The following is a 21,002-nucleotide window of genomic DNA, read 5'->3' on the forward strand; positions in this document are numbered from 1 at the left end:
CTCCTGAGTCCGCCATCGGCAACAGCGCCCGACTAGGGTGCCGGGGAGGGCATGTAAACGACAGGAGCTCGACGCCTCACGGCTCTCCACACCCCCTGACTGGACCGCAGCATGTACGAAAAAATGAAACTGAGTTGGTTCTCCAACCTCAAGGGCGACACCTTGGCGGGTATCGTCGTGGCCCTGGCGCTGATCCCCGAGGCCATCGCCTTCTCCATCATCGCCGGCGTCGACCCCAAGGTGGGCCTCTACGCCTCCTTCGCGATCTGCGTGATCATCGCCTTCACCGGCGGGCGCTCCGGCATGATCTCCGCGGCCACCGGCGCCATGGCGCTGCTGATGATCACCCTGGTCAAGGAGCATGGCCTGGAGTATCTGCTGGCCGCCACCCTGCTCACCGGTGTGCTGCAGATCATCGCGGGGTATCTCAGGCTCGCCGACCTCATGCGCTTCGTCTCGCGCTCGGTGGTCACCGGCTTCGTCAACGCCCTGGCGATCCTGATCTTCATGGCCCAGTTGCCGGAACTGACCGGCGTGACCTGGCACGTCTACGCCATGACCCTGGCCGGCCTGGCGATCATCTACGGCTTCCCCTATGTGCCGGTGATCGGCAAGGCCATTCCCTCGCCGCTGGTGTGCATCGTGGTGCTCACCGCCGTCTACCTGCTGACCGGCATGGAGATCCGTAGCGTGGGCGACATGGGCGAGCTGCCCGACAGCCTGCCGGTCTTCCTGTGGCCCGAGGTACCGCTCAACCTCGAGACGCTGATGATCATCCTGCCCTACTCGCTGATGCTGACCGTGGTCGGCCTGCTGGAGTCGATGATGACCGCCACCATCATCGATGACCTGACCGATACCCGGAGCGACAAGAACCGCGAGTGCAAGGGCCAGGGCATCGCCAACATCGGCGCCGGGCTGCTTGGTGGCATGGCGGGCTGCGCGATGATTGGTCAGTCGGTGATCAACATCAAGTCCGGCGGTCGCCGTCGCATGTCGACCCTGATCGCCGGTGTGGCGCTGCTGCTGATGGTGGTGTTCCTGGCCGACTGGGTTTCCCAGATCCCCATGGCGGCCCTGGTGGCGGTGATGATCATGGTCTCCATCGGCACCTTCAGCTGGAGCTCCATCAAGGACCTCAAGAAGCACCCGATGAGCACCAACATGGTGATGGTGGCCACCGTGGTGGTGACCGTGGGTACCCACAACCTGGCCATCGGCGTCTTCGTCGGCGTGCTGCTCGCCGCCATGAACTTCGCCAACAAGGTGGGCAACATCCTCTACATCGGCAGCGAGGAAACCGACGAGGGCACCGCGCGGGTCTACAAGGTGGTGGGCCAGGTGTTCTTTGCTTCCTCCGAGCGCTTCGGCAATGCCTTCGACTTCAAGGAGACGGTGGAGAAGGTCACCATCGACCTGTCACGCGCCCACTTCTGGGACATCACCGCCGTCCAGGCGCTGGACCGCATCGTGATCAAGTTCCGCCGTGAGGGCACCGAGGTGGAAATGATCGGCCTCAACGAGGCAAGCGCCACCATCGTCGACCGCTACGCGGTGCATGACGACCCCGAGGCCGTCGAGAAGCTGATGGGCGGCCATTGACCCGCCGGACGGATGATGTAGAACGTGAAGAGATGACCATACACGCCAGCTTCAGGACAAGACGATGACAGAACAGGTGATGGCCGCCATCGACGGCTCGAAGTTCTCGGAAGGAGTGTGCGACTACGCCGCCTGGGCCAGCCTGGCGCTGGGTGCCCCGCTGACCTTCCTGCACGTGGTGGACAACCACCCCCAGACCGCGGAGGCGGACCTTTCCGGCAATATCGGGCTCGGGGCCCGGGAGCACCTGCTCGAGGAGCTCTCCCACCTGGACGAGCAGCGGGCCAAGGTGGCTCAGGAGCAGGGCCGGCTGATGCTCAAGGCGGCCCGTGAGCGGGCCATCGAGGATGGCGTGGCCGAGCCCGCCGGCCGCCAGCGCAACGGTACCCTGGTGGAGACCCTCGAGGAGTTGCAGGACGAGATCCGCCTGCTGGTGATGGGCAAGCGGGGCGAAGGAGCGCATCAGGCCAGCGACCATCTGGGCTCCAATCTGGAGCGGGTAGTGCGCACCCTGCACCGGCCGATCCTGATGGTGCCCGATGCCTTCATGACGCCCGAGAAGGTCATGCTCGCCTTCGACGGCAGCAAGACCACCCGCAAGGGGGTGGAGATGCTGGCCAAGAGCCCGTTGTTCGACGGTATCCCGGTGCACGTGGTGATCGTCGGTGCCGAGACCGGTGACAACCGCTCCCAGCTCGACTGGGCGCTGAAGATGCTGCGTGATGCAGGTCACGAGGCCGAGGGCGCCATCCGCGCCGGGGAGGTGGAGGCCACCCTTCACGGCTACCAGGAGGAGCAGGGCATCGACCTGCTGGTGATGGGGGCCTACGGCCACTCTCGCATCCGCCACCTGCTGGTGGGCAGCACCACCACCTCCATGCTGCGCAAGGCCAAGGGCCCGGTGCTGCTGCTGCGCTGATCGCCTTCGCCTGTGGGAAACGACGCCGGCCTCCGGGCCGGCGTCGTCGCGTCAGGCCCCCCGGGCCTCGGGGCTCGCCAGCACGCCCTGGGCTAGCGCCCAGCCGATGACCAGCAACGCCAGCATGCCGACCAGGACCAGGGAGAAGGAGGCGCCTAGGTCCAGCGCCATGCCCAGCAGCGCCGGGGCGATGCCGGTGGAAAAGACCATGGCGGCGCTCAGGGTGGCGCGCACCGTGCCCAGGTGCTCGGCGCCCCACAGGCGCACCAGCAGGCTGGTGGCGATGGACTCCTGGGCCCCCATGGCGAGCCCCCCGCCTACCATCAACGCCCAGACGCCGGTATGGCCGCCGACGCTGATGGCCACGATCAGGGCCAGGCCGAAGGGCAGCAGGTAGAGCCTGGCCAGGCGTACCGGCCCCAGTCGGTCGACCCAGCGCCCACCCAGCAGGGCGCCGGGCAGCTTGGCCAGTCCCATGCCGGTCAGGGCCAGGGCATAGACGCCCAGCGTACTGCCCAGGTCCTCGGTCATGCGTGCCTGGTAGATGAAGAGCCCGGTCATCGTCACCGGCAGGATCATCAGCAGCGGCAGCAGCTGCCAGAACCGCCGCTCGCGAAAGGGGCGTGGACCGTCCTGGCGCCGGGTCCGGTCGGGTCGCCTGCCCGGGGCCTTCGGCCAGGGGCCGCGCAGCAGCAGCGGCACCCAGAGGACCGCCAGCACCAGCACGAACAGCCACCACAGCTGCCGCCAGCCCAGCCAGACCAGCAGGGCCGCCATCAGCGGTGGCAACAGTGTCTCGCCCAGCATGATGCCCATGCCGACCAGGCCCAGGGCGCGGCCGCGCAGGCTGACGAACTCGCGGCCGGCGAGGGTGTTGCCCAGGTGGGTCATCATCCCCTGGCCGCACAGGCGCACCAGGCCCAGCCCCAGTAGCCCGGTGATCCACCAGGGCGAGAGGGTGAGCAGCGCCACTCCGCCGAACAGGGTGCCGAGCACCACCAGCGCGAAGCGCCGCGGCGCCACCCAGTCGATGACCGGGCCGAAGCGCAGCATGGCGAAGCCGGCCATCAGGGTGACCAGGGCATAGGCGGTGCCGAACTGGCCGGCGGTGAGGCCCAGCCGCTCGGAGATCGGCGCCTGGAAGAGGCCGATGAAGAAGCTCTGGCCCAGGCTCGAGGAGAACATCGCCAGGAAGGCGATGCCCAGCAGCCCGCGATGATCCCGCAGCAGGGTGCGGTAACCCATGGTGACCTCCGGTGTGTCGTGACAGGCCTGACGGACGTGCGGCCGCAGGGCCGCAGTGGCAAGATGGAACCCCCGAGGCCGAGCGGCCGAAAGCGTCCTAGGGTAACAGCTGAACGCTGACGCATGGCGTGCCAGCTGATCCGACGTTCCCGGAAGAGGAGGCGGTGATGAATCATCCTGAGCTGGATATGGACGCCGTGGTGAGGCGGTTGCATGCGCTGCGCGCCGAGTTGCTCGAGCAGAGCGATGCCAGCCGCGAATCCCGCGACACCGTGATGCTGGACCAGACCTCGGTGGGGCGACTGTCGCGGATGGATGCCCTGCAGGGGCAGGCCATGGCCAAGGCCGAGGAGCAGCGTCGCCAGCTGGCCCTGCGTCGCATCACGGGGGCCCTCTCGCGCATCGAGAAGGGCGAGTTTGGCGAGTGCATCGAGTGCGGTGAATGGATCGGCGCCAGGCGCCTGGAAGGCGATCCCTTGGTGCTGAAGTGCATCGATTGCGCCGAGAGACGCGCGCGCGTGACGCGGCGGTAACCTGACCAACGGAGAGCGACCACGATGAGCATCGAGCGACACGACACCAAGGCGCGCATGAGCCGCGCGGTGATCCACAATGGCATGGCCTGGCTATGTGGCCAGGTCGCGGGACCCGAGGCTCGCCACGGCGACATCACCGAGCAGACCGAGAGCATGCTGAAGCGCCTCGATGGCCTGCTCGCCGAGATCGGTTCCGACCGCGAGCAGCTGCTCTCGGCGACCATCTACCTCAAGGACAGCCATGACTTTGCCGCCATGAACGCCGTCTGGGATGCCTGGGTGCCGACCGGTCATGCCCCGGCCCGCACCTGCGTCTGCGCGCCCATGCCCGCCGACGAGTTGAAGGTGGAGATCACCGTCACTGCCCTGGTGCCGGGCCGCTAGCCGGAGCGGAGGCTAGCGCTGACAGGGGTCGTCGATGATGGCGGTCTCCCTTGGGCGCAGCCGTCGCGAGAGGGCGTCCACGGCGATGTTGAGTGCCGCAGTGATCAGCAGCAGGAAGAAGGCCACGTCGAACAGCAGGTACTCGAAGTTCGCGTCGATGTAGTAGCCCAGGGTGGCTACCCCCAGCATCCCCAGGATGGCCGTCTCGCGCAGGATCACCTCGGCGCGGTAGTAGAGCAGCGCCAGCATGCCCGGATAGAGCCGCGGCAGCAGTTCGTAGGCCAGCCGGCCCGAGGCGTTCACCCCCGGCATGCCCGGGGTGATGGCATCGGCATGGCGTGCCACCAGGAAGGCGATCAGCGCGCCATTGTGCAGCGCCAGCGCCAGCCAGGCGGGCAGCAGCGACGGCCCCAGCAGCAGCAGGAAGAAGAAGGCCAGCATCAGCTCGGGCGTCGAGCGCAGGAAGATCAACAGGCCTCGCCCGGCCAGCCGGGTCGCCGGGTTGCCGAAGTGGCGGCAGGCCAGCGGCCAGAGTGCCAAGGCGACCAGTAGCGCGCCCACGCTGCCCAGCAGGCCGAGCAGCAGGGTGTTGCCGATGGCCGGGCCCAGGTCGGGGATGCGGGCCAGCCAGTCGATGAGTCCTCGCCAGTCGCCTTCGAGCAGCGCCGGGGGCCAGATGTCCTGGCTAACGAAGCGCCACAGCAGTCCACCCTCCAGCGCCGGCCAGGGGCCCAGCAGCAAGGCCCCGCCGAGGGCCAGCAGCGGCATCAGCCGCCGGTGGCCCCACCAGGGCAGGCTGGCGATCAAGAGGTAGAAGAGCCACAGCAGGGCCCCGGCCTCGTGGTAGCGCCCCTCGCGGAAGGCAGTCTCGAGCTGGAAGCCCAGGGTCGGCAGGCCGACGAAGCCCAGCAGCACGCTGGCGCGCAGCGCGCACTCGAAGCGATAGCGGGTGTAGGCGGCAAGCCGGGTCCAGGCCAGCGGCAGTTCGGCATAGACGAAGCGCGACAGCCGGGTCACTCCCGAGGGCAGGGCATCACGCGGGGCGCCCGGTATCTGCTCGAGGGTCTCGGCATAGACCTTGGCGAAGATGCCGGCATAGGGGATCGCCAGGGCCATCAGGGCCGTGGCGGCCGAGAGGCCGAACACCTGCAGGAAGAGCAGTGCCCAGAACAGCTCGTGGATCGCCCGCACGAAGGCACAGCCGGCGCGGACCAGCCGCGAGCGGGCGAACAGCAGGGCCAGGGGGAAGCCCAGCACCATCCCGCCCAGCGTTCCCCACAGGGCCACGGCGACCGTCAGGCCCAGCGCCTCCAGCGGTGATTCCAGTGCCCCCCAGGCGGGCCAGGCCAGCCCCCGGGCCATGCGCGCCAGCTCTGCCCAGGGGTCGCGGGTCAGGATCGAGAGGTCGGCGAAGGGCACCAGCACCACCGCCAGTGCCACCAGGGTCAGGCTGTGGCGGGCCAGGCGCACGCCGCCGCTCTGCCCGGCCAGCCAGCCCGGCCGGGGCTCCCGCGTGCGACGGTCGGCCAGGGTCATGGTCGGTCTCGGTAGGCGGCCTCGCGGGGCAGGCCATCGGCATCGGGGTAGAGGCCGTCCAGGTCCGCCAGGCTGAGCTCGCGGGCGGGGGCGTCGATCACCAGCCGGCCGTCACGCAGGCCCCACACCCGGTCGAAGTGGCTGAGGGCCAGCTCCCGCTGGTGGAGGGCGATCACCGCGGTAGCGTGGCGCGCCTCGATCAGCGCCAGCAGGCGCAGCGCCTGGTGGGGGTCGACGCTGGCCACCGGCTCGTCCCCGAGGAACAGCGCCCGCTGCTGGTAGAGGGCCCGCGCGATGGCGACGCGCTGGCGCTGGCCGCCGGAGAGCTGCTCGACCGGGCGGCGCATCAGCCCGGCCAGGCCCAGGGCATCGCAGAGCTCGGCGACCTGGCGCCAGGGCCCGGCCAGCGGGCACACCAGGTTCCACAGGTTGGCCAGCGCCGAGTGCTCGGCCAGCCGCCCCATGTAGATGTTGTGATAGACCGCAAGCTGAGGCACCAGGCCATGCTGCTGGGGACACCAGGCGGCGGTGTCGCCCAGCTGCCGGCGCAGGGCGCCGAGCAGGGTGGACTTGCCGGCCCCGCTGGGACCGAGCAGGGCGACCCGCTCGCCGCGGCGCAGGCCGAGGTGCAGTCCCGGCAGCACCACCCGGTCGCCATGGCCCAGGTCGACGCCGGTCAGCGAGAGCAGCAGGTCGCGCGGCTCGCCCATCAGCGCAGCAGGCCGAGCTCTTCCGCGACGTCCTCGATGGGGGCGTAGAGGGCGTTGTCGGCGGGGATGAAGCCCTCGCGGGGGAAGCTCGCCAGCAGCTCGGGGTCGTCCATCTCCAGCAGGGCCGCGCGGACCTGCTCGGTGAAGCCCTTGCCGAACCGCGCATCGACATCGCCGCGCAGGGTCCAGTTGTAGTCCGGGTAGGGCGGGGTGGCCCAGATCACCGCGACCTTGTCGGTATCCACCCGACCGTCCTGCACCGCGGCCTCCCAGACGCTGAAGTTGACCGCCCCCAGGTCCCAGGTGCCGGCTTCCACCAGGGCGATGGTGCGCGAGTGGTCACCGGAGTAGCCGACCCGCGAGAACAGCTCGTCCGGCGCCTCGCCGAAGCGCTGGCGCAGGAAGTGCTCCGGCATCAGGCGCCCCGAGGTGGAGGTGCGCGAGCCGAAGGTCAGGCTCATGCCCTCGAGGGTGTCGGGCACCTCGTCGGCCCGCTCAAGGCCTGTCGAGCGGTGGGCGATGAGGTAGCTCCTGAACTCGGCATCCTCGCTGCCCTGGGCCAGGGCGATGGAGCCCGGCACCAGGCGGCGCGCCTGGACGCCGGAGAGGCCGCCGAACCAGGCAAGCTGGACCTGGTCGTTGCGGAAGGCGGTGACCGTGGCGCCATAGGACTTGACCGGGACGTACTCCACCTCCACGTCGAGGCGCCCCTCCAGGTAGTCGGCAACCTTGGAGAAGCGCTCGACCAGCCGCGACTGGTCCTCGTCGGGAATGGCAGTAAAGCGGAAGGTGTCGGCGGCGACGCCCTGGGCGAACAGGGCCAGGGCAACGGTGGAAGTGGCGAGCCAGCGCATCTCGGTCTCCGGAGTGGACGATAGGCTGGCCATTGTTGTGGCTCGGCGCCGGCCTGGCAAGTCGGGTGGCGCCTCAGGGCTGGTCGTCGCGCCCGCCGGCGGGGTAGCGTGTCGGCTTAAGGCTGTCCTTGATCTTCTTGAGGTGGGGCAGGAAGTCCTCGCCGCGGCGCAGGGTCACCCCGGTGGCCAGGACATCGATCAGCGCCAGCTGGATCATCCGCGAGGTCATGGGCATGTAGTAGTCGGTGTCCTCCGGGGTGGCCACCTCAAGGGTCTCGGTGCACTCGGCGGCCAGCGGCGAATCCGGTGCGGTGATGCCGAGCACCACGGCGCCGTTCTCCCGCGCCAGTCGCGCGATGTCCACCAGATCCCGGGTGCGTCCGGTCCAGGAGAGCACCACCACTACATCGCCGGTGTGGCAGGCGGCCGCCACCATGCGCTGCATCAGCACGTCCACATAGGCGGTGACCGGCAGGTTGAAGCGGAAGAATTTGTGCTGGGCATCCTGGGCCACCGCACCGGAGGCCCCCAGGCCGAAGAAGTGCAGCTGCCTGGCCTGGATCAGGTAGTCGACGACGCGCTCGATGCGCTCCGGGGTCACCTCGCGGCGGGCCAGGTCCAGGGCGGCGATGGTGGCCCCGAAGATCTTGTTGGTGTATTCGGCAGCGGAGTCGCCGGGTTCCACCGCCTGGCTGACGTAGGGGGTGCCGCCGGCCAGGCTCTGGGCCAGCTTGATCTTGAAGTCCGGGTAGCCCTTGGCGGCAAAGCTGCGACAGAAGCGGTTGACCGTGGGTTCGCTGACCGAGGCCAGCTGGGCCAGGGTGGCGATGCTCATGCTGGTGGCCGATGTCGGGTCGGCCAGGATGACGTCGGCCACCTTGCGTTCGGATCGATTGAGCTCGTCGAGCTGCCGTCGGATGCGGTCGAGCAGATCGTGTCGGACCATGAGCAGTGAAGTCTCCCTGACGACGGGGCGCCATCGGCGGCGCGGGGGTGAAACATGGGTGATGTGGTGATTTAACTACATTATGCTGGCTATGCAGAGCCGCGCGCAAAGGTCCTTCAGGGCAGGCCCGCTAAGGGCGCTGTGTTTGTTGTAAACTTACATAAATTGTTTGCAAGGCTTGCCCTTCGTGCGCTATTTTTAGGTAAGTTAACCAGATGGGGCGGACATGAAACAACGCAATCGAGCCGGCGAGGCCAAGCCCACCGACGCCGGCAGCACGGAAATCGACCTGGCACTGTTCGGTGCCCTGGGCGACCTGGCCCAGCGCAAGCTCTATCCGGCGCTCTACCAGCTCGACCGCGAGGGCCTGCTGGACGCCAATACTCGCCTGCTGGGATTGGCGCGCCAGGAGCTCGACCGCGAGGCCTTCCAGGCCAGGGTCGAGATGTCGCTCAAGACCCACGTCAAGGCCGAGGAGCTCGATCGGGCCGTGCTCAAGCGTTTCCTGGCCCGCCTGGACTACTTGCAGCTCGACTTCACCAGGCCCGAGGGCTATGGCGCCATTCGCGAGTGGCGCCAGCAGGGCCTGCTGCGCCCCATGGTGGTCTACCTCTCGGTGGGTGCCAAGATCTACGGCGATATCTGCCGTCACCTGGAGGCCAGCGGCAGCCTCGACGAACAGAGCCGGGTGGTGGTCGAGAAGCCCATCGGCTTCGACCTCGACTCCTCCGCCGAGATCAATGATGCCATCGGCGCGGTCTTCCCCGAGTCCCGGGTTTATCGCATCGATCACTATCTGGGCAAGGAAACGGTACAGAACCTCATTGCGCTGCGTTTCGCCAACCCGCTGTTCGGCACCCAGTGGAACCAGAACCATATCTCCCACGTGGAGATCACCGTGGCCGAGAAGGTCGGCATCGAGGGGCGCTGGGGCTACTTCGACGAGGCCGGACAGCTGCGCGACATGGTGCAGAACCACCTGCTGCAGCTGGTCTGCCTGATCGCCATGGACCCGCCGGCCAACCTGGATGCCGATGCCATCCGCGACGAGAAGGTCAAGGTGCTCAAGGCACTCAGGCCCTTCACCGATGACATGCTGGGTCGCGACGTGGTGCGTGGCCAGTACATGGCCGGTACCACGGATGGCCAGGCCGTGCCGGGCTACCTGGAGGAGGAGGGGGCCAATACCGAGAGCCACACCGAGACCTTCGTGGCCATGAAGACCGGTGTGGCCAACTGGCGCTGGGCCGGCGTGCCCTTCTATCTGCGCACCGGCAAGCGGATGCCGGAGAAGCTCTCGCAGATCATCATCCATTTTCGGCAGCAGCCGCACTACATCTTCGACCCCGACCAGCGGGGGCTGGCCGCCAACAAGCTGGTGATTCGCCTGCAGCCGGAGGAGGGCATCGCGCTGGAGGTGCTGACCAAGGACAGCGGCCTGGACAAGGGCATGCGCCTGCGCCGCGGCCCGCTGCACCTGGACTTCAACAGCGCCTTCCCCAAGACCCGCATCCCGGACGCCTACGAGCGACTGCTGCTCGAGGTCATGAAGGGCCAGCAGTACCTCTTCGTGCGTCGCGACGAGGTCGAGCATGCCTGGCAGTGGTGCGACAGCCTGGTCGCCGCCTGGGACGACCGCGACGAGCCGCCCCGGCGCTATCCGGCCGGTTCCTGGGGGCCCGTGGCCTCCATCGCCATGATCACCCAGGATGGGCGCAGCTGGTATGAAGACTACTGAGGCACGCCGAGCGGCCCCCTGGGCCCGGTGGCGGCTCTCTCACGACCGCCATGATCACCCAGGACGGCCGCAGCTGGTATGAGGACTACTGAGATGACCGACACGACACCGTCGCCCCGTGAGCAGCTTTCCCGGCAGCTGGCCGAGGCCGTGGCCGAGGCCCTGCGGGTCGACCTGGCCCATCAGGACAACGCCCTGCTGGTGGTCTCCGGCGGCTCCACGCCGGTGCCCTTCTTCGCGGCCCTGGCGGCCTGCGACCTGCCCTGGGAACGCGTCCAGGTGACGCTCGCCGACGAGCGCTGGGTGACCGAGGATGCCGTCGACAGCAATGCCCGCCTGGTGCGCGCCCACCTGCTGCAGGGACCGGCCGCCGCCGCCACCTTCGTGCCGCTGACCACCGCCGATGCCACCCCCGAGCAGGGCGTGGAAACAGTGGCTCATCGGATCGCCGGGCTGGCCTGGCCGGCCAGCGTGGTGATCCTGGGCATGGGGGGTGACGGCCACACCGCCTCGCTGTTCCCCGACAGCCGCGAACTCGACCTGGCGCTGACCACCGATGCCCCGGCGGTGGCGGTGCGGACCCCCAGCCAGCCCCAGCCGCGCATCACCCTGAGCGCCGACCGCCTGCACCAGGCTCGCCGCCACGTGCTGCATATCACCGGTGGCGACAAGCGTGCCGTGCTGGCCCGGGCGCTGTCCGGCGACGACGTCCGCGAACTGCCGATCCGCGCCTTCCTGGCCTGCCCGCTGGCCACCTACTGGGCCCCCTGAGTCTCTGGAGACCATCATGAGCATCGACAAGCAGCTGCCCTCGACCCGCACCACCGAACTGGACAGCATCTGCCTCAAGGCCGAGGTAATCCCGGTGCTGGCCATCCAACGCATCGAGGATGCCGTGCCCCTGGCCCGCGCCCTCTTCGAGGGCGGCCTGACCGTCCTGGAGATCACCCTGCGCACCGACTGTGCCCTCGAGGCGATCAAGCGCATCAAGGAGGCGCTGCCCCAGGCCAGCATCGGCGTGGGCACCGTGCTGACGCCGGCCCAGTACCGCCAGGCCGAGGAGGTGGGCGCCGATTTTGTGGTGACGCCCGGCACGACCGAGGCGCTCTATCGCTACGGTGTCACGAGCCCGGTGCCGATGCTGCCCGGCGTGGCGACCGTCTCCGAGCTGATGACCGGCTGGCAGTATGGCTATCGCCGCTTCAAGTTCTTCCCGGCCGAGGCCAGCGGCGGGGTCAAGGCCCTCAAGGCCTTCGCCGGCCCGATCCCCGAGGCGCGCTTCTGCCCCACCGGCGGGATCGGCATCAACAACGCCGAGGACTACCTGGCGCTCAAGAACGTGATGTGCGTGGGAGGCTCCTGGCTCACGCCGAAGTCACTGATCGACGCCGAGGACTGGGATGCCATCCGCTCACTGGCCCGCGAGGCGGCGGAGCGCTTCCACCACTGATTCCCGTTTCCTGCTTCGGTAACCCTGTGCTCTCTCGACAGCTGGTTGCTGTCCCTTGCCCCGGCCCCGCCGGGGCTTTTTTGGCTCATGGTCTTGCTTGCACGCATGAAACGACCCCGGGCCGGCAAGGCCGGCCCGGGGTGAAGGCGGCGTGTCAAGGAGTCTCAGGCGCGCAGACGCGCCAGGTCGTCGCGATCCGGCAGGGCGGCATAGGCACCCGGGCGCGTCACGGCATGGGCGCCGCAGCGACTGGCGATCTCCACCGCGCGCCGCAGGAAGGACGTGTCGCGGTGCCAGTCGCCGTCGAGGCCCTTGTCGGCGGTGAACTCGGCGAGCTCGGCCAGCAGGCCGCCGATGAAGGCGTCCCCGCCCGCCGTGGTATCCACCGCCTGGACCCGGGGCGGCGTGACCCGCTCGTCCAGGCCGACGCCCTTCAGCATCACCTCCCCGGGGCCGTCGGTGATCACCGCGACCTTGACCCCGGCGGCGAAACGTTCGGCCAGCCAGCCCTCCCGGGGGTGGTCGGCGCGCAGGTCGTCGAGCTCGTCCGTCGAGAGCTTGAGCAGGTCGGCGGCATCGAGCAGCCGGGTGACCAGGCTGATGTCGGCGCTGCCGCTGGCCCAGAGGTTGTGGCGCAGGTTGGCATCCACGCTCACCAGGCAGCCGGCGCGGCGGGCCATCTCGGCCATGGCCAGGGTGGTCTCGGCGATCTCCGGCTCGGTCAGGCTGTTGCTGCAGAAGTGCACGATGGCCGGGTCGGCGAAGACGCCGGCGGGCAGGTGTTCCAGGCGATAGAGGAGGTCCGCGGCCGGCGGGCGGTAGAAGTCGAAGGTGCGCTCGCCCTCGGCATCGCGGGAGACGAAGGCGAGTGCCGTGCGTGCCTCGCGGGTGCGCACCACGCCGGAGGTGTCCACGCCATGGGCGGCCAGCTCGGCGACCAGGAAGTCGCCGAAGTGATCCTCGCCGAGCATGCCGAGGAAGCGGCTGGGCACGCCCAGGCGGGCGCAGGCCACGGCCACGTTGGCGGGGGCGCCGCCGGCATAGGGGGTGAAGGTCTCCGGGGCATCCGCTGGTCCATCCGGCGTGTCGCCGAGGCGGCTGGAAAGCAGGTCGACGAGGGCCTCGCCGAAGCTGATCACGGGGGTCATGGGGTCGCTCCCTTCTCTCGGCTCAGGGTGGTGCCCAGCAGGTGCTGGGCGCCGGGGACCAGCCACACCGGGTCGAGCCGGGTGTTGGCCGACTCGACGCACAGGAAGTGGCGGGCGGCCTCGATCGAGGTGTCCCCGGGGGGCGCGTCGCCGGGATGCCAGACCACGGCGGAATCGCTGCCCTGGCGGGCGATCCTCAGGCGGCGGGTGCCGTCGTCGAGACACAGCTCGGCATTGCTGCGGTAGATGCGATCGAGCGCCCCGCGCACCGCGAGTTCGCCCTGCTGGTCGCGCTCGGCGAAGTCGGCCAGCTTGTCCAGGTAGGTGGCGCCGGCCAGGCCCTCGATGCGGCAGGCGAAGGCATCGGCGACGGCCAGGTAGCTGTGCAGGGCCCCGGTGATCTTCACCGGGGTCTCCCCGACATGCTCGGTGATCAGTTCCACGTGCAGGCGCCGGGCGTTGGCCTGGATCACGGCGCGCGGCACCAGCTGGCCATGCAGGCGTTCCTCGGGCGAGAGGTGCAGCTCGACGCCCTCCTCGTGCTCGTCCACGGCATCCAGCCGCCACTGTGCCTTGCGCGCCGGGCCATGCATTGGGCCAGAGCGATCCGGGGACTCGTCGGCGGTGTTCTCGTCGGCGAACCAGGGCCAGCACAGCGGGATGCCGCCGCGGATCGCCCCCGGCAGGGGCTGGGGCGTGGGCGTCACCCATAGCCAGCCGCCGGCCACCAGCGATTCTTGGCTCGCGCCTCGGCTTGAGGCACTGGCTCGCGTTGGCGCGTCTTCCGGACCGTCCGGGGCGCCGGTGAAAGGCAAGAAGTGAAGGACCTGCGCGCCCTGCAGCGAGACCGCCAGCTCTCCCCAGGCTTCATTGGCCAGCCACACCTCGCGGCCGGCCCACTCGGCACGGCGCTGGCCGCGGGTCTCGTCGATCAGGGTTCGCAGACTCTGTGGAATCATCATTCGGCCTCTTGCGTCGAGTTATTCGACCTCTTCGTTGTGCAGGGCCTCGGCGGCGCCCAGCAGGCCCGTCCAGGGCGCGGTGATCACCTGGACCGGGATGGCCCCGGTATAGGCACTCATGCGGCCCTTGGCGGTGAAGGCCTCGAGGAAGCGGCTCTCGGGCAGCCACTCCAGCAATCGCGGGAGGATGCCGCCGCACAGGGCGACCCCGCCGCGAGCTCCCATGGTCAGGGCGGCATCGCCGCAGACGTCGCCGAGGATCTTCAGGAATCGCAGCAGGGTATCACGGGCCACCCCGTCGCCGCCCGCCGCCGCCCGGGTGACCTCGGCCGGGGTGGCATGGCGGGGCGGGGCGCCCTTCAGCGAGCAGTGGGCCAGGTAGAGGTCGAGCAGCCCCTGGCCACAGAGGATGCGCTCCACCGAGACGCGGCCGTAGCGGTTGCGGAAGTGCCGCAGCAGGTTCTGCTCGCGTTCGTCGGTGGGCGCGAAGGTCACGTGGCCGCCCTCGGTGGCCAGCGGGATCCAGGCGTGTCGCCCGGGAAAGAGTCCCGCCACGCCCAGCCCGGTCCCTGGGCCGATCACCAGCCGGGCAGCGTGGGGGACCGCCTCGCCGCGCTGCACGTCCACCAGGTCGCTGTCGGCCACATGGGGAACGCCCAGCGCCTGGGCGGTGAAGTCGTTGATGGCCTTGAAGAGGCTGAGTCCCAGCTCCTGCTGGACTTCCTCCCGGGAGAAGGTCCAGTGGTTGTTGGTCATGCTCACCCGATCGCCGCGGATCGGGCAGGCGAAGGCCAGGCAGGCCTCGCGGGGGGCGGCGTCGCCGGTCAGCCCGACCCGGTCGAGGTAGTCGCGCACCGCTTCCACCAGGCCCGGGTAGTCGGCACAGGGCAGGCTCAGGATGTCGCGGGGCGCGAAGGTGTCCGGGGTCACCAGTGCGAAGCGCGCATTGGTGCCACCGATATCTCCGATCAGGGCAGGGCGCGTCATGGGCATGCCTCCGGACAGGCCGCGGCGGTAAGGGCGGCACCGTGGGCGCCACCGCTCTCGAGGGTTCCACCGATCAGGGCAGGGCGCGTCATTCAGGCGTCCTCGTCGTGGATCTGGCCCTCCTGGCGCGCCAGGTCGTCGGCCTCGAAGCCGCCGAACACCCCGGCCCCCTCCTCGCCGCGCATGGCCAGGTGGCGGAAGCCGCCGAACAGCTCGCGCCCCAGCCCCACGTGGTAGTGGTCAAGATCGCCGACCCGCAGCTCGCGCTCGGCCCATTCATGGGCGTCGATCTTGACCTCGAGGCTGCCGCTGTCGGCGTCCAGGCGCACGATATCGCCATTCTTGAGCTTTGCCAGCGGGCCCCCGTCCAGCGCCTCGGGGCTGATGTGGATGGCCGCCGGCACCTTGCCGGAGGCGCCGGACATGCGACCGTCGGTGACCAGCGCCACCTTGTAGCCCCGGTCCTGCAGCACGCCGAGGTAGGGGGTCAGCTTGTGCAGCTCCGGCATGCCGTTGGCCTTGGGGCCCTGGAAGCGCACCACGGCGATCACGTCGCGGTCCAGGTCGCCGGCCTCGAAGGCGCCCTTGAGGTCGTTCTGGTCCTCGAAGATGCGGATCGGCGCCTCGACCACGCGGTGCTCGGGCTTCACCGCCGAGACCTTGATCACCCCGCGGCCCAGGTTGCCGTCGACCACGGTGAGCCCGCCGGTAGGCGCGAAGGGTTCCTTCACGCCGCGCAGCACGTCCTCGTCGAGGCTCTTCTCGGGCCCTTCGCGCCACGTCAGCTTGCCCTCCTCCAGGAAGGGTTCTTGGGTGTAGGCGGTCAGGTTGGTGCCGAACACCGTGGGGATATCGCCGTGGATCAGGCCGGCGCCGAGCAGCTCGCGGAACAGGTAGCTCATCCCGCCGGCGGCCTGGAAGTGGTTGATGTCGGCCTGGCCGTTGGGATAGACCTGCATCAGGCTCGGCGTCACCGCGGAGAGGTCGGTAAAGTCCTCCCAGGTGATGGTCAGGCCGGCGGCAGCGGCCATGGCCACCAGGTGCAGGGTGTGGTTGGTGGAGCCACCGGAGGCGAGCAGGCCGACGATGGCGTTGACGATGGCGCGCTCGTCGATCTGCTTGTAGAAGGGGCGGTAGTCGCCGCCGGGCTCGGTGTTGCGGACCGCCTGCTCGGTGGCGTAGCGGGTCAGCGCCTCGCGCATCTCGGTGCCGGGGTTGACGAAGGAGGTGCCCGGCAGGTGCAGGCCCATCATCTCTATCATCAGCTGGTTGGAGTTGGCGGTGCCGTAGAAGGTGCAGGTGCCCGGGCTGTGGTAGGACGCCGACTCGGCCTCGAGCAGGTCCTCGCGGCTCGCCTTGCCCTCGGCGAAGAGCTGGCGGATGCGCGCCTTCTCCTTGTTGGGCAGGCCGCTGGGCATCGGGCCTGCCGGCACGAACATGGCCGGCAGGTGGCCGAAGCGGGCCGCGGCGATGAACAGCCCCGGGACGATCTTGTCGCACACGCCAAGGTAGAGCGCGGCGTCGAACATGTTGTGGGAGAGACCCACGGCGGTGGCCATGGCGATGACGTCGCGGGAGAACAGCGACAGCTCCATGCCCGGCTGGCCCTGGGTGACGCCGTCACACATGGCCGGCACGCCGCCGGCGAACTGGGCGGTGGAGCCCATGGCACGGGCGGCGGCCTTGATGGTCTCGGGGAAGGTCTCCAGCGGCTGGTGGGCCGAGAGCATGTCGTTGTAGGCGGAGATGATGCCGAGGTTGGCCGAATTCATCAGCTTCAGCGAATTCTTGTCCGTCTCGCCGCAGGCCGCGAAGCCGTGGGCCAGGTTGCCGCAGGAGAGCTCGCCCCGGTGCACGCCGCGGCGGTGCTGGTCGGCCATGCGACTCTCGTAGAGGGCGCGGCGTTCGGCGGAGCGCTGGCGGATGCGGCGGGTGACGTCGGCGACGGTGGGGTTGAGGGCGGGGGTCGTGCTGGCCATGGGTCACCTCGGAATCGAGTGTCGGTTGTCTTGTAAACTTACCAATAAAGCGTCCGGTTATCCGGTCATGCTACCCGGTAATCGGCAATTTTTGTAGTTTTATTACCGCTATTTTTGTGGTTGATAGACCGGCTCACAGGCCCAGCAGGCGCAGCCACCAGCGGCGCCAGGGCGGATCGAGCAGCCCCACGGCATTATGGCGTGCCTGGCGGAAGACGCTGCGCTGGTGACTGAAGCGCAGGAAGCCGGTCTCGCCCTGATAGGCCCCCATGCCGCTCTCGCCGATCCCACCGAAGGGCAGGGCGGGCACCACGTAGTGCCACAGGGTGTCGTTGAAGACCATGCCGCCCGAGCGAGTCTGCTCCAGCAGGCGGCGACGGCGGGCCGGGTCGTCGGTGAAGGCGTAGAGCGCCAGGGGGCGTGGCCCCTCGGCGACCCGGGCCAGGGCGGCGTCGAAGTCGCGCACCCCGATCACCGGCAGCCAGGGGCCGAAGACCTCCTCCTGCATGATCGCCAGGTTCGCGGTGGGGTCGACCACCAGGGTGGGCGGCAGCTTGGCGCCGTGGCTGAGTTCCAGGCGCTCGCCGAGCTCGATCACCCGGCAGCCATGGTCGCGGGCCTCGTCGAGCAGGCCCTCGAGGCGGGTGCGGGAGGCGTCGCCGGGCACCGCCGAATAGTCGTCGCTGGCGGTGCCCTGCGGATAGAAGGTCTTGACCACCTCGCGGATCGCCTCGATGAAGGCCGGCAGCCGTGCCGCATCGATCAGCACATGGTCCGGGGCGATGCAGGTCCGGCCGGCGTTGAGCCACTTGCCGAAGGCGATGCGCCGGGCGGCATGCGCCAGGTCGGCATCATCGGCGACGATGGCCGGGGCCTTGCCCCCGAGCTCCAGGGTGACGGGAGTGAGATGGTCGGCCGCGGCCCGGGCCACCTCGCGGCCGACCCGGGCACTCCCGGTGAACAGCAGGTGATCGAAGGGCAGGGCGGTGAAGGCCCGGCCGATATCGGCATCGCCGGTGACCACGCACAGTTCGTCGGGCGCGAAGTAGCGCTCGACCAGACGGGCCAACAGGGCGCTGGTGGTGGGGGTCTGTTCGCTGGGCTTGATCATCACCCGGTTGCCGGCGGCCAGGGCATCCACCGCCGGCATCAGCGCCAGGCTCCAGGGATAGTTGGATGGTGCGATGATGCCCACGACCCCCAGCGGCTGGCGGTGGATGCGCGCCCGGCCCGGCAGCAGCCGCCAGGGCACGGCGGCACGGCGGGGCGACATCCAGCGCTTAAGGTGGCGGCGGGTGTGGCGGATGGCCATCAGCAGCGGGACGACCTCCGCCAGACGCGTCTCGGCCTCGGGGCGGTGGCCGAAGTCCTGGCGGATCGCCTGGCTGATCTCGTCGCGATGGTGACGGGTCATGCTCGCCAGGCGGGCGAGGCGGTCGCGACGGGTCGCCGCCGAAGGGAAGGGGTCGGTGGCGAAGGCGTGGCGCTGCTGGTCCAGGCGCGCCTGCAGGGCGCGGGCGTCGGTCATGCACGTCTCCGTGTGTCGATGAGGATGGAAGGGGGCTCGGGTACTGGGCACAATGTAGGCCTTCTGCCAACGGCTTGTCAGCTGCCGTCCCCTCTTTACTCCGGGAGTTCCCATGTCGGAGTTGGTCCTGAGCGAAGTGTCCGCCATCGAGGCGGTGCCGGCCGCACGGTGGAATGCGCTGGTCGGCGACGACCATCCCTTCCTGCGCTACGAGTTCCTGCATGCCCTGGAGGCCAGCGGGGCGGCGAGCCCCGCCACCGGCTGGGTGCCGCGCCACCTGACCCTCTGGCAGGGCGAGGCGCTGGTCGGCGTCATGCCGCACTACCACAAGCACCACTCCTTCGGTGAATACGTCTTCGACTGGGGCTGGGCCGAGGCCTGGGAGCGCGCCGGGGGCGACTACTACCCCAAGGGGCTCTCGGCGATCCCCTTCACCCCGGCACCCGGGCCGCGCCTGGCCCTGGCGCCGCACCTCGACCCCCTGCCCGCCCGCCGGGTGCTGGCCCGGGCCTGGGAAGACAGCGAGCTGTCGAGCTGGCACCTGCTGTTCGCCGAGCCGGCCGAGGTCGAGGCCTGGCAGGCGGCCTGCCCGTCCCTGCTGGCACGCCAGGGCGTGCAGTTCCAGTGGCGCGATCGCGGCTACGGCGACTTCGAGGGCTTCCTGGCCGCCCTGACCGCAAAGCGGCGCAAGGCGATCCGCCGCGAGCGGCGCCTGGTGGCCGACCAGGGCCTGACCCTGCATCGCCTGGAGGGCGAGGCCATCGACGCGGCGGCGATGGCCCACTTCTTCCGCTGCTACGAGATCACCTACCTGGAGCGCGGCCGCCACGGCTACCTCGGCCTCGACTTCTTCGAGCGCCTGCGCCGCACCCTGCCCGAGGCGCTGCTGCTGATCCAGGCCCGCCGCGAGGGCACCCCGGTGGCCGCCGCGCTCTGCCTGCAGGGCACGCGCACCCTCTACGGGCGCTACTGGGGCAGCGAGGTGCTGGCCGACTGCCTGCACTTCGAGGCCTGCTACTACCAGGGCATCGAGCACTGCCTGGCACGCGGGCTCACCCTCTTCGATCCCGGGACCCAGGGCGAGCACAAGCTCTCCCGCGGCTTCGCCCCGCAGCGGCTCACTTCGCTGCACCATGTCGCCGACCCGCGCCTGCGCGACGCCGTGGCGCGCTTCTGTGCCGAGGAGCGGGCCCATGTCGAGGCCTACTGCCGGGCGGCCCAGGCGACGCTGCCCTTCCGGGAGGGCTGACGGAGGGGCGCCGTCCCCGGATCGCCGCCTGGTGCTTGAGCCATTGCCGTCGAGGCCCTGCCGGCGGGCGGCGAAACTGGCATAATGCCCGCCATCGACCACCTCGAGACGGACTCCCTGCATGCTGAAGTGGCTGGCCATCGTGCTCATCATCCTGCTCGCGCTGCTGCAGTACCGGCTGTGGCTCGGCGAGGGCGGCATGCGCGAGCTCGCCGAGGTGCGCCAGCGCGTGGCCGTGCTGGAGGAGGAGAACCAGCCGCTGCGCGACCGCAATGCCCGCCTGGCCGCCGAGGTGGTGGACCTCAAGACCGGCCTCGACGCCATCGAGGAGCGGGCCCGCAGCGACATCGGCATGGTGCGCAGCGACGAGCAGTTCTTCTGGGTGCCCGGTGTTGCGGTGGAGACCACCGGCCTCGAGGTCAATGCCGGCCTGCTGGGAGCGCCGGCACCCGGCGTGGAGGGAGGCCAGTGAGCGGCCGCCTGTGGCTGGTGGTGCCTGCCGCGGGGCAGGGTCGGCGCATGGGCGCCGACCGCCCCAAGCAGTACCTGCAGCTGGCCGGACGGCCGGTGCTGGCCCGCACCCTGGCGCGCCTACACGAGGCCTTCCCCGAGGCCCGGCTCTGCCTCTGCCTGGACGCCGACGATGGCCACTTCGACCCGGCCTGGGTGCCCTTCGACGACTGGCGGCGGGCGCCGGGCGGGGTCGAGCGGGTCGACTCGGTGGTCAACGCCCTGGAGACCATCGCCCCGGACGCCGCGGAGGACGACCTGGTGCTGGTCCACGACGTGGCCAGGCCCTGCGTCACCGTCGACGACCTGTCGCGGCTGCTGGCCGCGATCGCCGACGACCCCGTGGGTGGGCTGCTGGCGGCCCCGGTGGCCGATACCATGAAGCGCGACGACGGCGCCGGGCGGGTGCGGGCCACCGAGTCCCGCGAGGGGCTCTGGCACGCCTATACCCCCCAGGGCTTCCGCCACGGCCTGCTGCGCCGCGCCCTGAATGATGCGCTGGCGCGGGGTGTGGCCGTCACCGACGAGGCCTCGGCGGTGGAGGCGGCCGGCCTCTCGCCGCGGCTGGTCAGCGGACGTCGCGACAACCTCAAGATCACCCATCCCGAGGACCTGGCCCTGGCCGAACTGGTGCTGGCAGCCCAGGCACTGGCCGCCCCGGCGCCCTCGGCGACCCACCCCGAGGCGTCCCCGCGCGGGACGAAGGGAGCATGAAGGGA

The 21,002-nt window shown here is 69.8% G+C and carries 20 protein-coding genes; 10 read left to right on the forward strand and 10 right to left on the reverse strand.

Features of this window, described 5'->3' with window-relative positions; translation table 11 throughout:
• Positions 1-111 precede the first annotated feature (111 nt).
• Both QLQ86_RS11755 and QLQ86_RS11760 read left to right on the forward strand, forming a co-directional pair.
• Positions 112-1,602, forward strand: a complete 1,491-nt coding sequence (locus QLQ86_RS11755) for a SulP family inorganic anion transporter (protein ID WP_282734927.1) — start codon at positions 112-114, stop codon at positions 1,600-1,602.
• Positions 1,603-1,666: 64 nt separating this feature from the next.
• Positions 1,667-2,521, forward strand: coding sequence for a universal stress protein (locus tag QLQ86_RS11760; protein ID WP_282734926.1), 855 nt, complete (start codon positions 1,667-1,669; stop codon positions 2,519-2,521).
• Positions 2,522-2,572: 51 nt separating this feature from the next.
• Here the strand turns inward: QLQ86_RS11760 and QLQ86_RS11765 are convergent, their stop codons facing one another.
• The gene (locus tag QLQ86_RS11765; protein WP_282817075.1) at positions 2,573-3,766 is read right to left on the reverse strand and encodes an MFS transporter; all 1,194 of its coding nucleotides are present in this window, start codon (positions 3,764-3,766) and stop codon (positions 2,573-2,575) included.
• 167 nt (positions 3,767-3,933) lie between these two features.
• Here QLQ86_RS11765 and QLQ86_RS11770 point away from each other — a divergent pair, with 167 nt between their 5' ends.
• Both QLQ86_RS11770 and QLQ86_RS11775 read left to right on the forward strand, forming a co-directional pair.
• A complete protein-coding gene (locus QLQ86_RS11770) occupies positions 3,934-4,299 on the forward strand; it encodes a TraR/DksA family transcriptional regulator (RefSeq protein WP_282817076.1) in 366 nt (121 codons plus the stop codon).
• Positions 4,300-4,323: 24 nt separating this feature from the next.
• Positions 4,324-4,686 carry a RidA family protein gene (locus QLQ86_RS11775; protein WP_282817077.1) on the forward strand — a complete coding sequence of 121 codons (363 nt, stop codon included), beginning with the start codon at positions 4,324-4,326 and terminating at the stop codon, positions 4,684-4,686.
• 12 nt (positions 4,687-4,698) lie between these two features.
• On the opposite strand, the gene QLQ86_RS11780 is transcribed toward QLQ86_RS11775, so the two are convergent.
• The 4 genes from QLQ86_RS11780 to QLQ86_RS11795 all read right to left on the reverse strand — a co-directional run bounded on the left by QLQ86_RS11780 (position 4,699) and on the right by QLQ86_RS11795 (position 8,732).
• Positions 4,699-6,222, reverse strand: coding sequence for an ABC transporter permease subunit (locus QLQ86_RS11780; RefSeq protein WP_282817078.1), 1,524 nt, complete (start codon positions 6,220-6,222; stop codon positions 4,699-4,701).
• Complete coding sequence (locus QLQ86_RS11785) at positions 6,219-6,932, reverse strand: ATP-binding cassette domain-containing protein (protein ID WP_282817079.1); 714 nt, start codon at positions 6,930-6,932, stop codon at positions 6,219-6,221. Before QLQ86_RS11785 ends, QLQ86_RS11780 begins: the two co-directional genes overlap by 4 nt.
• Positions 6,932-7,786, reverse strand: coding sequence for a putative selenate ABC transporter substrate-binding protein (locus QLQ86_RS11790; protein WP_282817080.1), 855 nt, complete (start codon positions 7,784-7,786; stop codon positions 6,932-6,934). The genes QLQ86_RS11785 and QLQ86_RS11790 overlap by 1 nt, the downstream gene beginning before the upstream one ends.
• A gap of 73 nt (positions 7,787-7,859) precedes the next feature.
• The gene (locus QLQ86_RS11795) at positions 7,860-8,732 is read right to left on the reverse strand and encodes a MurR/RpiR family transcriptional regulator (protein ID WP_282817081.1); all 873 of its coding nucleotides are present in this window, start codon (positions 8,730-8,732) and stop codon (positions 7,860-7,862) included.
• A gap of 226 nt (positions 8,733-8,958) precedes the next feature.
• On the opposite strand from QLQ86_RS11795, the gene zwf reads away from it, so the two are divergent.
• The 3 genes from zwf to QLQ86_RS11810 all read left to right on the forward strand — a co-directional run bounded on the left by zwf (position 8,959) and on the right by QLQ86_RS11810 (position 11,920).
• A complete protein-coding gene (gene zwf / locus QLQ86_RS11800) occupies positions 8,959-10,470 on the forward strand; it encodes a glucose-6-phosphate dehydrogenase (protein WP_282734918.1) in 1,512 nt (503 codons plus the stop codon).
• A gap of 93 nt (positions 10,471-10,563) precedes the next feature.
• Positions 10,564-11,241 carry a 6-phosphogluconolactonase gene (pgl, locus tag QLQ86_RS11805; RefSeq protein WP_282817082.1) on the forward strand — a complete coding sequence of 226 codons (678 nt, stop codon included), beginning with the start codon at positions 10,564-10,566 and terminating at the stop codon, positions 11,239-11,241.
• A gap of 16 nt (positions 11,242-11,257) precedes the next feature.
• A complete protein-coding gene (locus tag QLQ86_RS11810; RefSeq protein WP_282734916.1) occupies positions 11,258-11,920 on the forward strand; it encodes a bifunctional 4-hydroxy-2-oxoglutarate aldolase/2-dehydro-3-deoxy-phosphogluconate aldolase in 663 nt (220 codons plus the stop codon).
• Positions 11,921-12,084: 164 nt separating this feature from the next.
• Here the strand turns inward: QLQ86_RS11810 and QLQ86_RS11815 are convergent, their stop codons facing one another.
• The 5 genes from QLQ86_RS11815 to QLQ86_RS11835 form a co-directional block, all read right to left on the reverse strand.
• Positions 12,085-13,068, reverse strand: coding sequence for a carbohydrate kinase family protein (locus QLQ86_RS11815; RefSeq protein WP_282817083.1), 984 nt, complete (start codon positions 13,066-13,068; stop codon positions 12,085-12,087).
• Complete coding sequence (locus QLQ86_RS11820) at positions 13,065-14,027, reverse strand: aldose epimerase family protein (RefSeq protein ID WP_282817218.1); 963 nt, start codon at positions 14,025-14,027, stop codon at positions 13,065-13,067. Before QLQ86_RS11820 ends, QLQ86_RS11815 begins: the two co-directional genes overlap by 4 nt.
• Positions 14,028-14,048: 21 nt before the next feature.
• Positions 14,049-15,017, reverse strand: a complete 969-nt coding sequence (gene glk, locus QLQ86_RS11825) for a glucokinase (protein ID WP_282817084.1) — start codon at positions 15,015-15,017, stop codon at positions 14,049-14,051.
• Between the two features lie 92 nt (positions 15,018-15,109).
• On the reverse strand, positions 15,110-16,996 hold the full coding sequence (gene edd, locus QLQ86_RS11830) for a phosphogluconate dehydratase (protein WP_282817085.1): 1,887 nt from the start codon (positions 16,994-16,996) through the stop codon (positions 15,110-15,112).
• A gap of 133 nt (positions 16,997-17,129) precedes the next feature.
• Positions 17,130-18,524 (reverse strand): coniferyl aldehyde dehydrogenase, encoded by a 1,395-nt coding sequence (locus tag QLQ86_RS11835; RefSeq protein WP_282817086.1) that lies wholly within the window; start codon positions 18,522-18,524, stop codon positions 17,130-17,132.
• 112 nt (positions 18,525-18,636) lie between these two features.
• On the opposite strand from QLQ86_RS11835, the gene QLQ86_RS11840 reads away from it, so the two are divergent.
• The 3 genes from QLQ86_RS11840 (at position 18,637) to ispD (ending at position 20,997) form a co-directional block, all read left to right on the forward strand.
• A complete protein-coding gene (locus QLQ86_RS11840; protein WP_282817087.1) occupies positions 18,637-19,773 on the forward strand; it encodes a GNAT family N-acetyltransferase in 1,137 nt (378 codons plus the stop codon).
• A gap of 121 nt (positions 19,774-19,894) precedes the next feature.
• The gene (gene ftsB / locus QLQ86_RS11845; RefSeq protein ID WP_282817088.1) at positions 19,895-20,245 is read left to right on the forward strand and encodes a cell division protein FtsB; all 351 of its coding nucleotides are present in this window, start codon (positions 19,895-19,897) and stop codon (positions 20,243-20,245) included.
• Positions 20,242-20,997 carry a 2-C-methyl-D-erythritol 4-phosphate cytidylyltransferase gene (ispD, locus tag QLQ86_RS11850; RefSeq protein ID WP_282817089.1) on the forward strand — a complete coding sequence of 252 codons (756 nt, stop codon included), beginning with the start codon at positions 20,242-20,244 and terminating at the stop codon, positions 20,995-20,997. The genes ftsB and ispD overlap by 4 nt, the downstream gene beginning before the upstream one ends.
• Positions 20,998-21,002: the final 5 nt, after the last annotated feature.

The sequence above is a fragment of the Halomonas rhizosphaerae genome (assembly GCF_030012485.1).
GTDB lineage: Bacteria > Pseudomonadota > Gammaproteobacteria > Pseudomonadales > Halomonadaceae > Halomonas > Halomonas rhizosphaerae.

Bases quoted from the DNA above. Each gene is read 5' to 3' on its own strand.
- QLQ86_RS11755 (WP_282734927.1), top strand. From the start codon at position 112: ATGTACGAAAAAATGAAACTGAGTTGGTTCTCCAACCTCAAGGGCGAC.
- QLQ86_RS11760 (WP_282734926.1), top strand. From the start codon at position 1,667: ATGACAGAACAGGTGATGGCCGCCATCGACGGCTCGAAGTTCTCGGAA.
- QLQ86_RS11765 (WP_282817075.1), bottom strand. From the start codon at position 3,766: ATGGGTTACCGCACCCTGCTGCGGGATCATCGCGGGCTGCTGGGCATC.
- QLQ86_RS11770 (WP_282817076.1), top strand. From the start codon at position 3,934: ATGAATCATCCTGAGCTGGATATGGACGCCGTGGTGAGGCGGTTGCAT.
- QLQ86_RS11775 (WP_282817077.1), top strand. From the start codon at position 4,324: ATGAGCATCGAGCGACACGACACCAAGGCGCGCATGAGCCGCGCGGTG.
- QLQ86_RS11780 (WP_282817078.1), bottom strand. From the start codon at position 6,222: ATGACCCTGGCCGACCGTCGCACGCGGGAGCCCCGGCCGGGCTGGCTG.
- QLQ86_RS11785 (WP_282817079.1), bottom strand. From the start codon at position 6,932: ATGGGCGAGCCGCGCGACCTGCTGCTCTCGCTGACCGGCGTCGACCTG.
- QLQ86_RS11790 (WP_282817080.1), bottom strand. From the start codon at position 7,786: ATGCGCTGGCTCGCCACTTCCACCGTTGCCCTGGCCCTGTTCGCCCAG.
- QLQ86_RS11795 (WP_282817081.1), bottom strand. From the start codon at position 8,732: ATGGTCCGACACGATCTGCTCGACCGCATCCGACGGCAGCTCGACGAG.
- zwf (WP_282734918.1), top strand. From the start codon at position 8,959: ATGAAACAACGCAATCGAGCCGGCGAGGCCAAGCCCACCGACGCCGGC.
- pgl (WP_282817082.1), top strand. From the start codon at position 10,564: ATGACCGACACGACACCGTCGCCCCGTGAGCAGCTTTCCCGGCAGCTG.
- QLQ86_RS11810 (WP_282734916.1), top strand. From the start codon at position 11,258: ATGAGCATCGACAAGCAGCTGCCCTCGACCCGCACCACCGAACTGGAC.
- QLQ86_RS11815 (WP_282817083.1), bottom strand. From the start codon at position 13,068: ATGACCCCCGTGATCAGCTTCGGCGAGGCCCTCGTCGACCTGCTTTCC.
- QLQ86_RS11820 (WP_282817218.1), bottom strand. From the start codon at position 14,027: ATGATTCCACAGAGTCTGCGAACCCTGATCGACGAGACCCGCGGCCAG.
- glk (WP_282817084.1), bottom strand. From the start codon at position 15,017: ATGACGCGCCCTGCCCTGATCGGAGATATCGGTGGCACCAATGCGCGC.
- edd (WP_282817085.1), bottom strand. From the start codon at position 16,996: ATGGCCAGCACGACCCCCGCCCTCAACCCCACCGTCGCCGACGTCACC.
- QLQ86_RS11835 (WP_282817086.1), bottom strand. From the start codon at position 18,524: ATGACCGACGCCCGCGCCCTGCAGGCGCGCCTGGACCAGCAGCGCCAC.
- QLQ86_RS11840 (WP_282817087.1), top strand. From the start codon at position 18,637: ATGTCGGAGTTGGTCCTGAGCGAAGTGTCCGCCATCGAGGCGGTGCCG.
- ftsB (WP_282817088.1), top strand. From the start codon at position 19,895: ATGCTGAAGTGGCTGGCCATCGTGCTCATCATCCTGCTCGCGCTGCTG.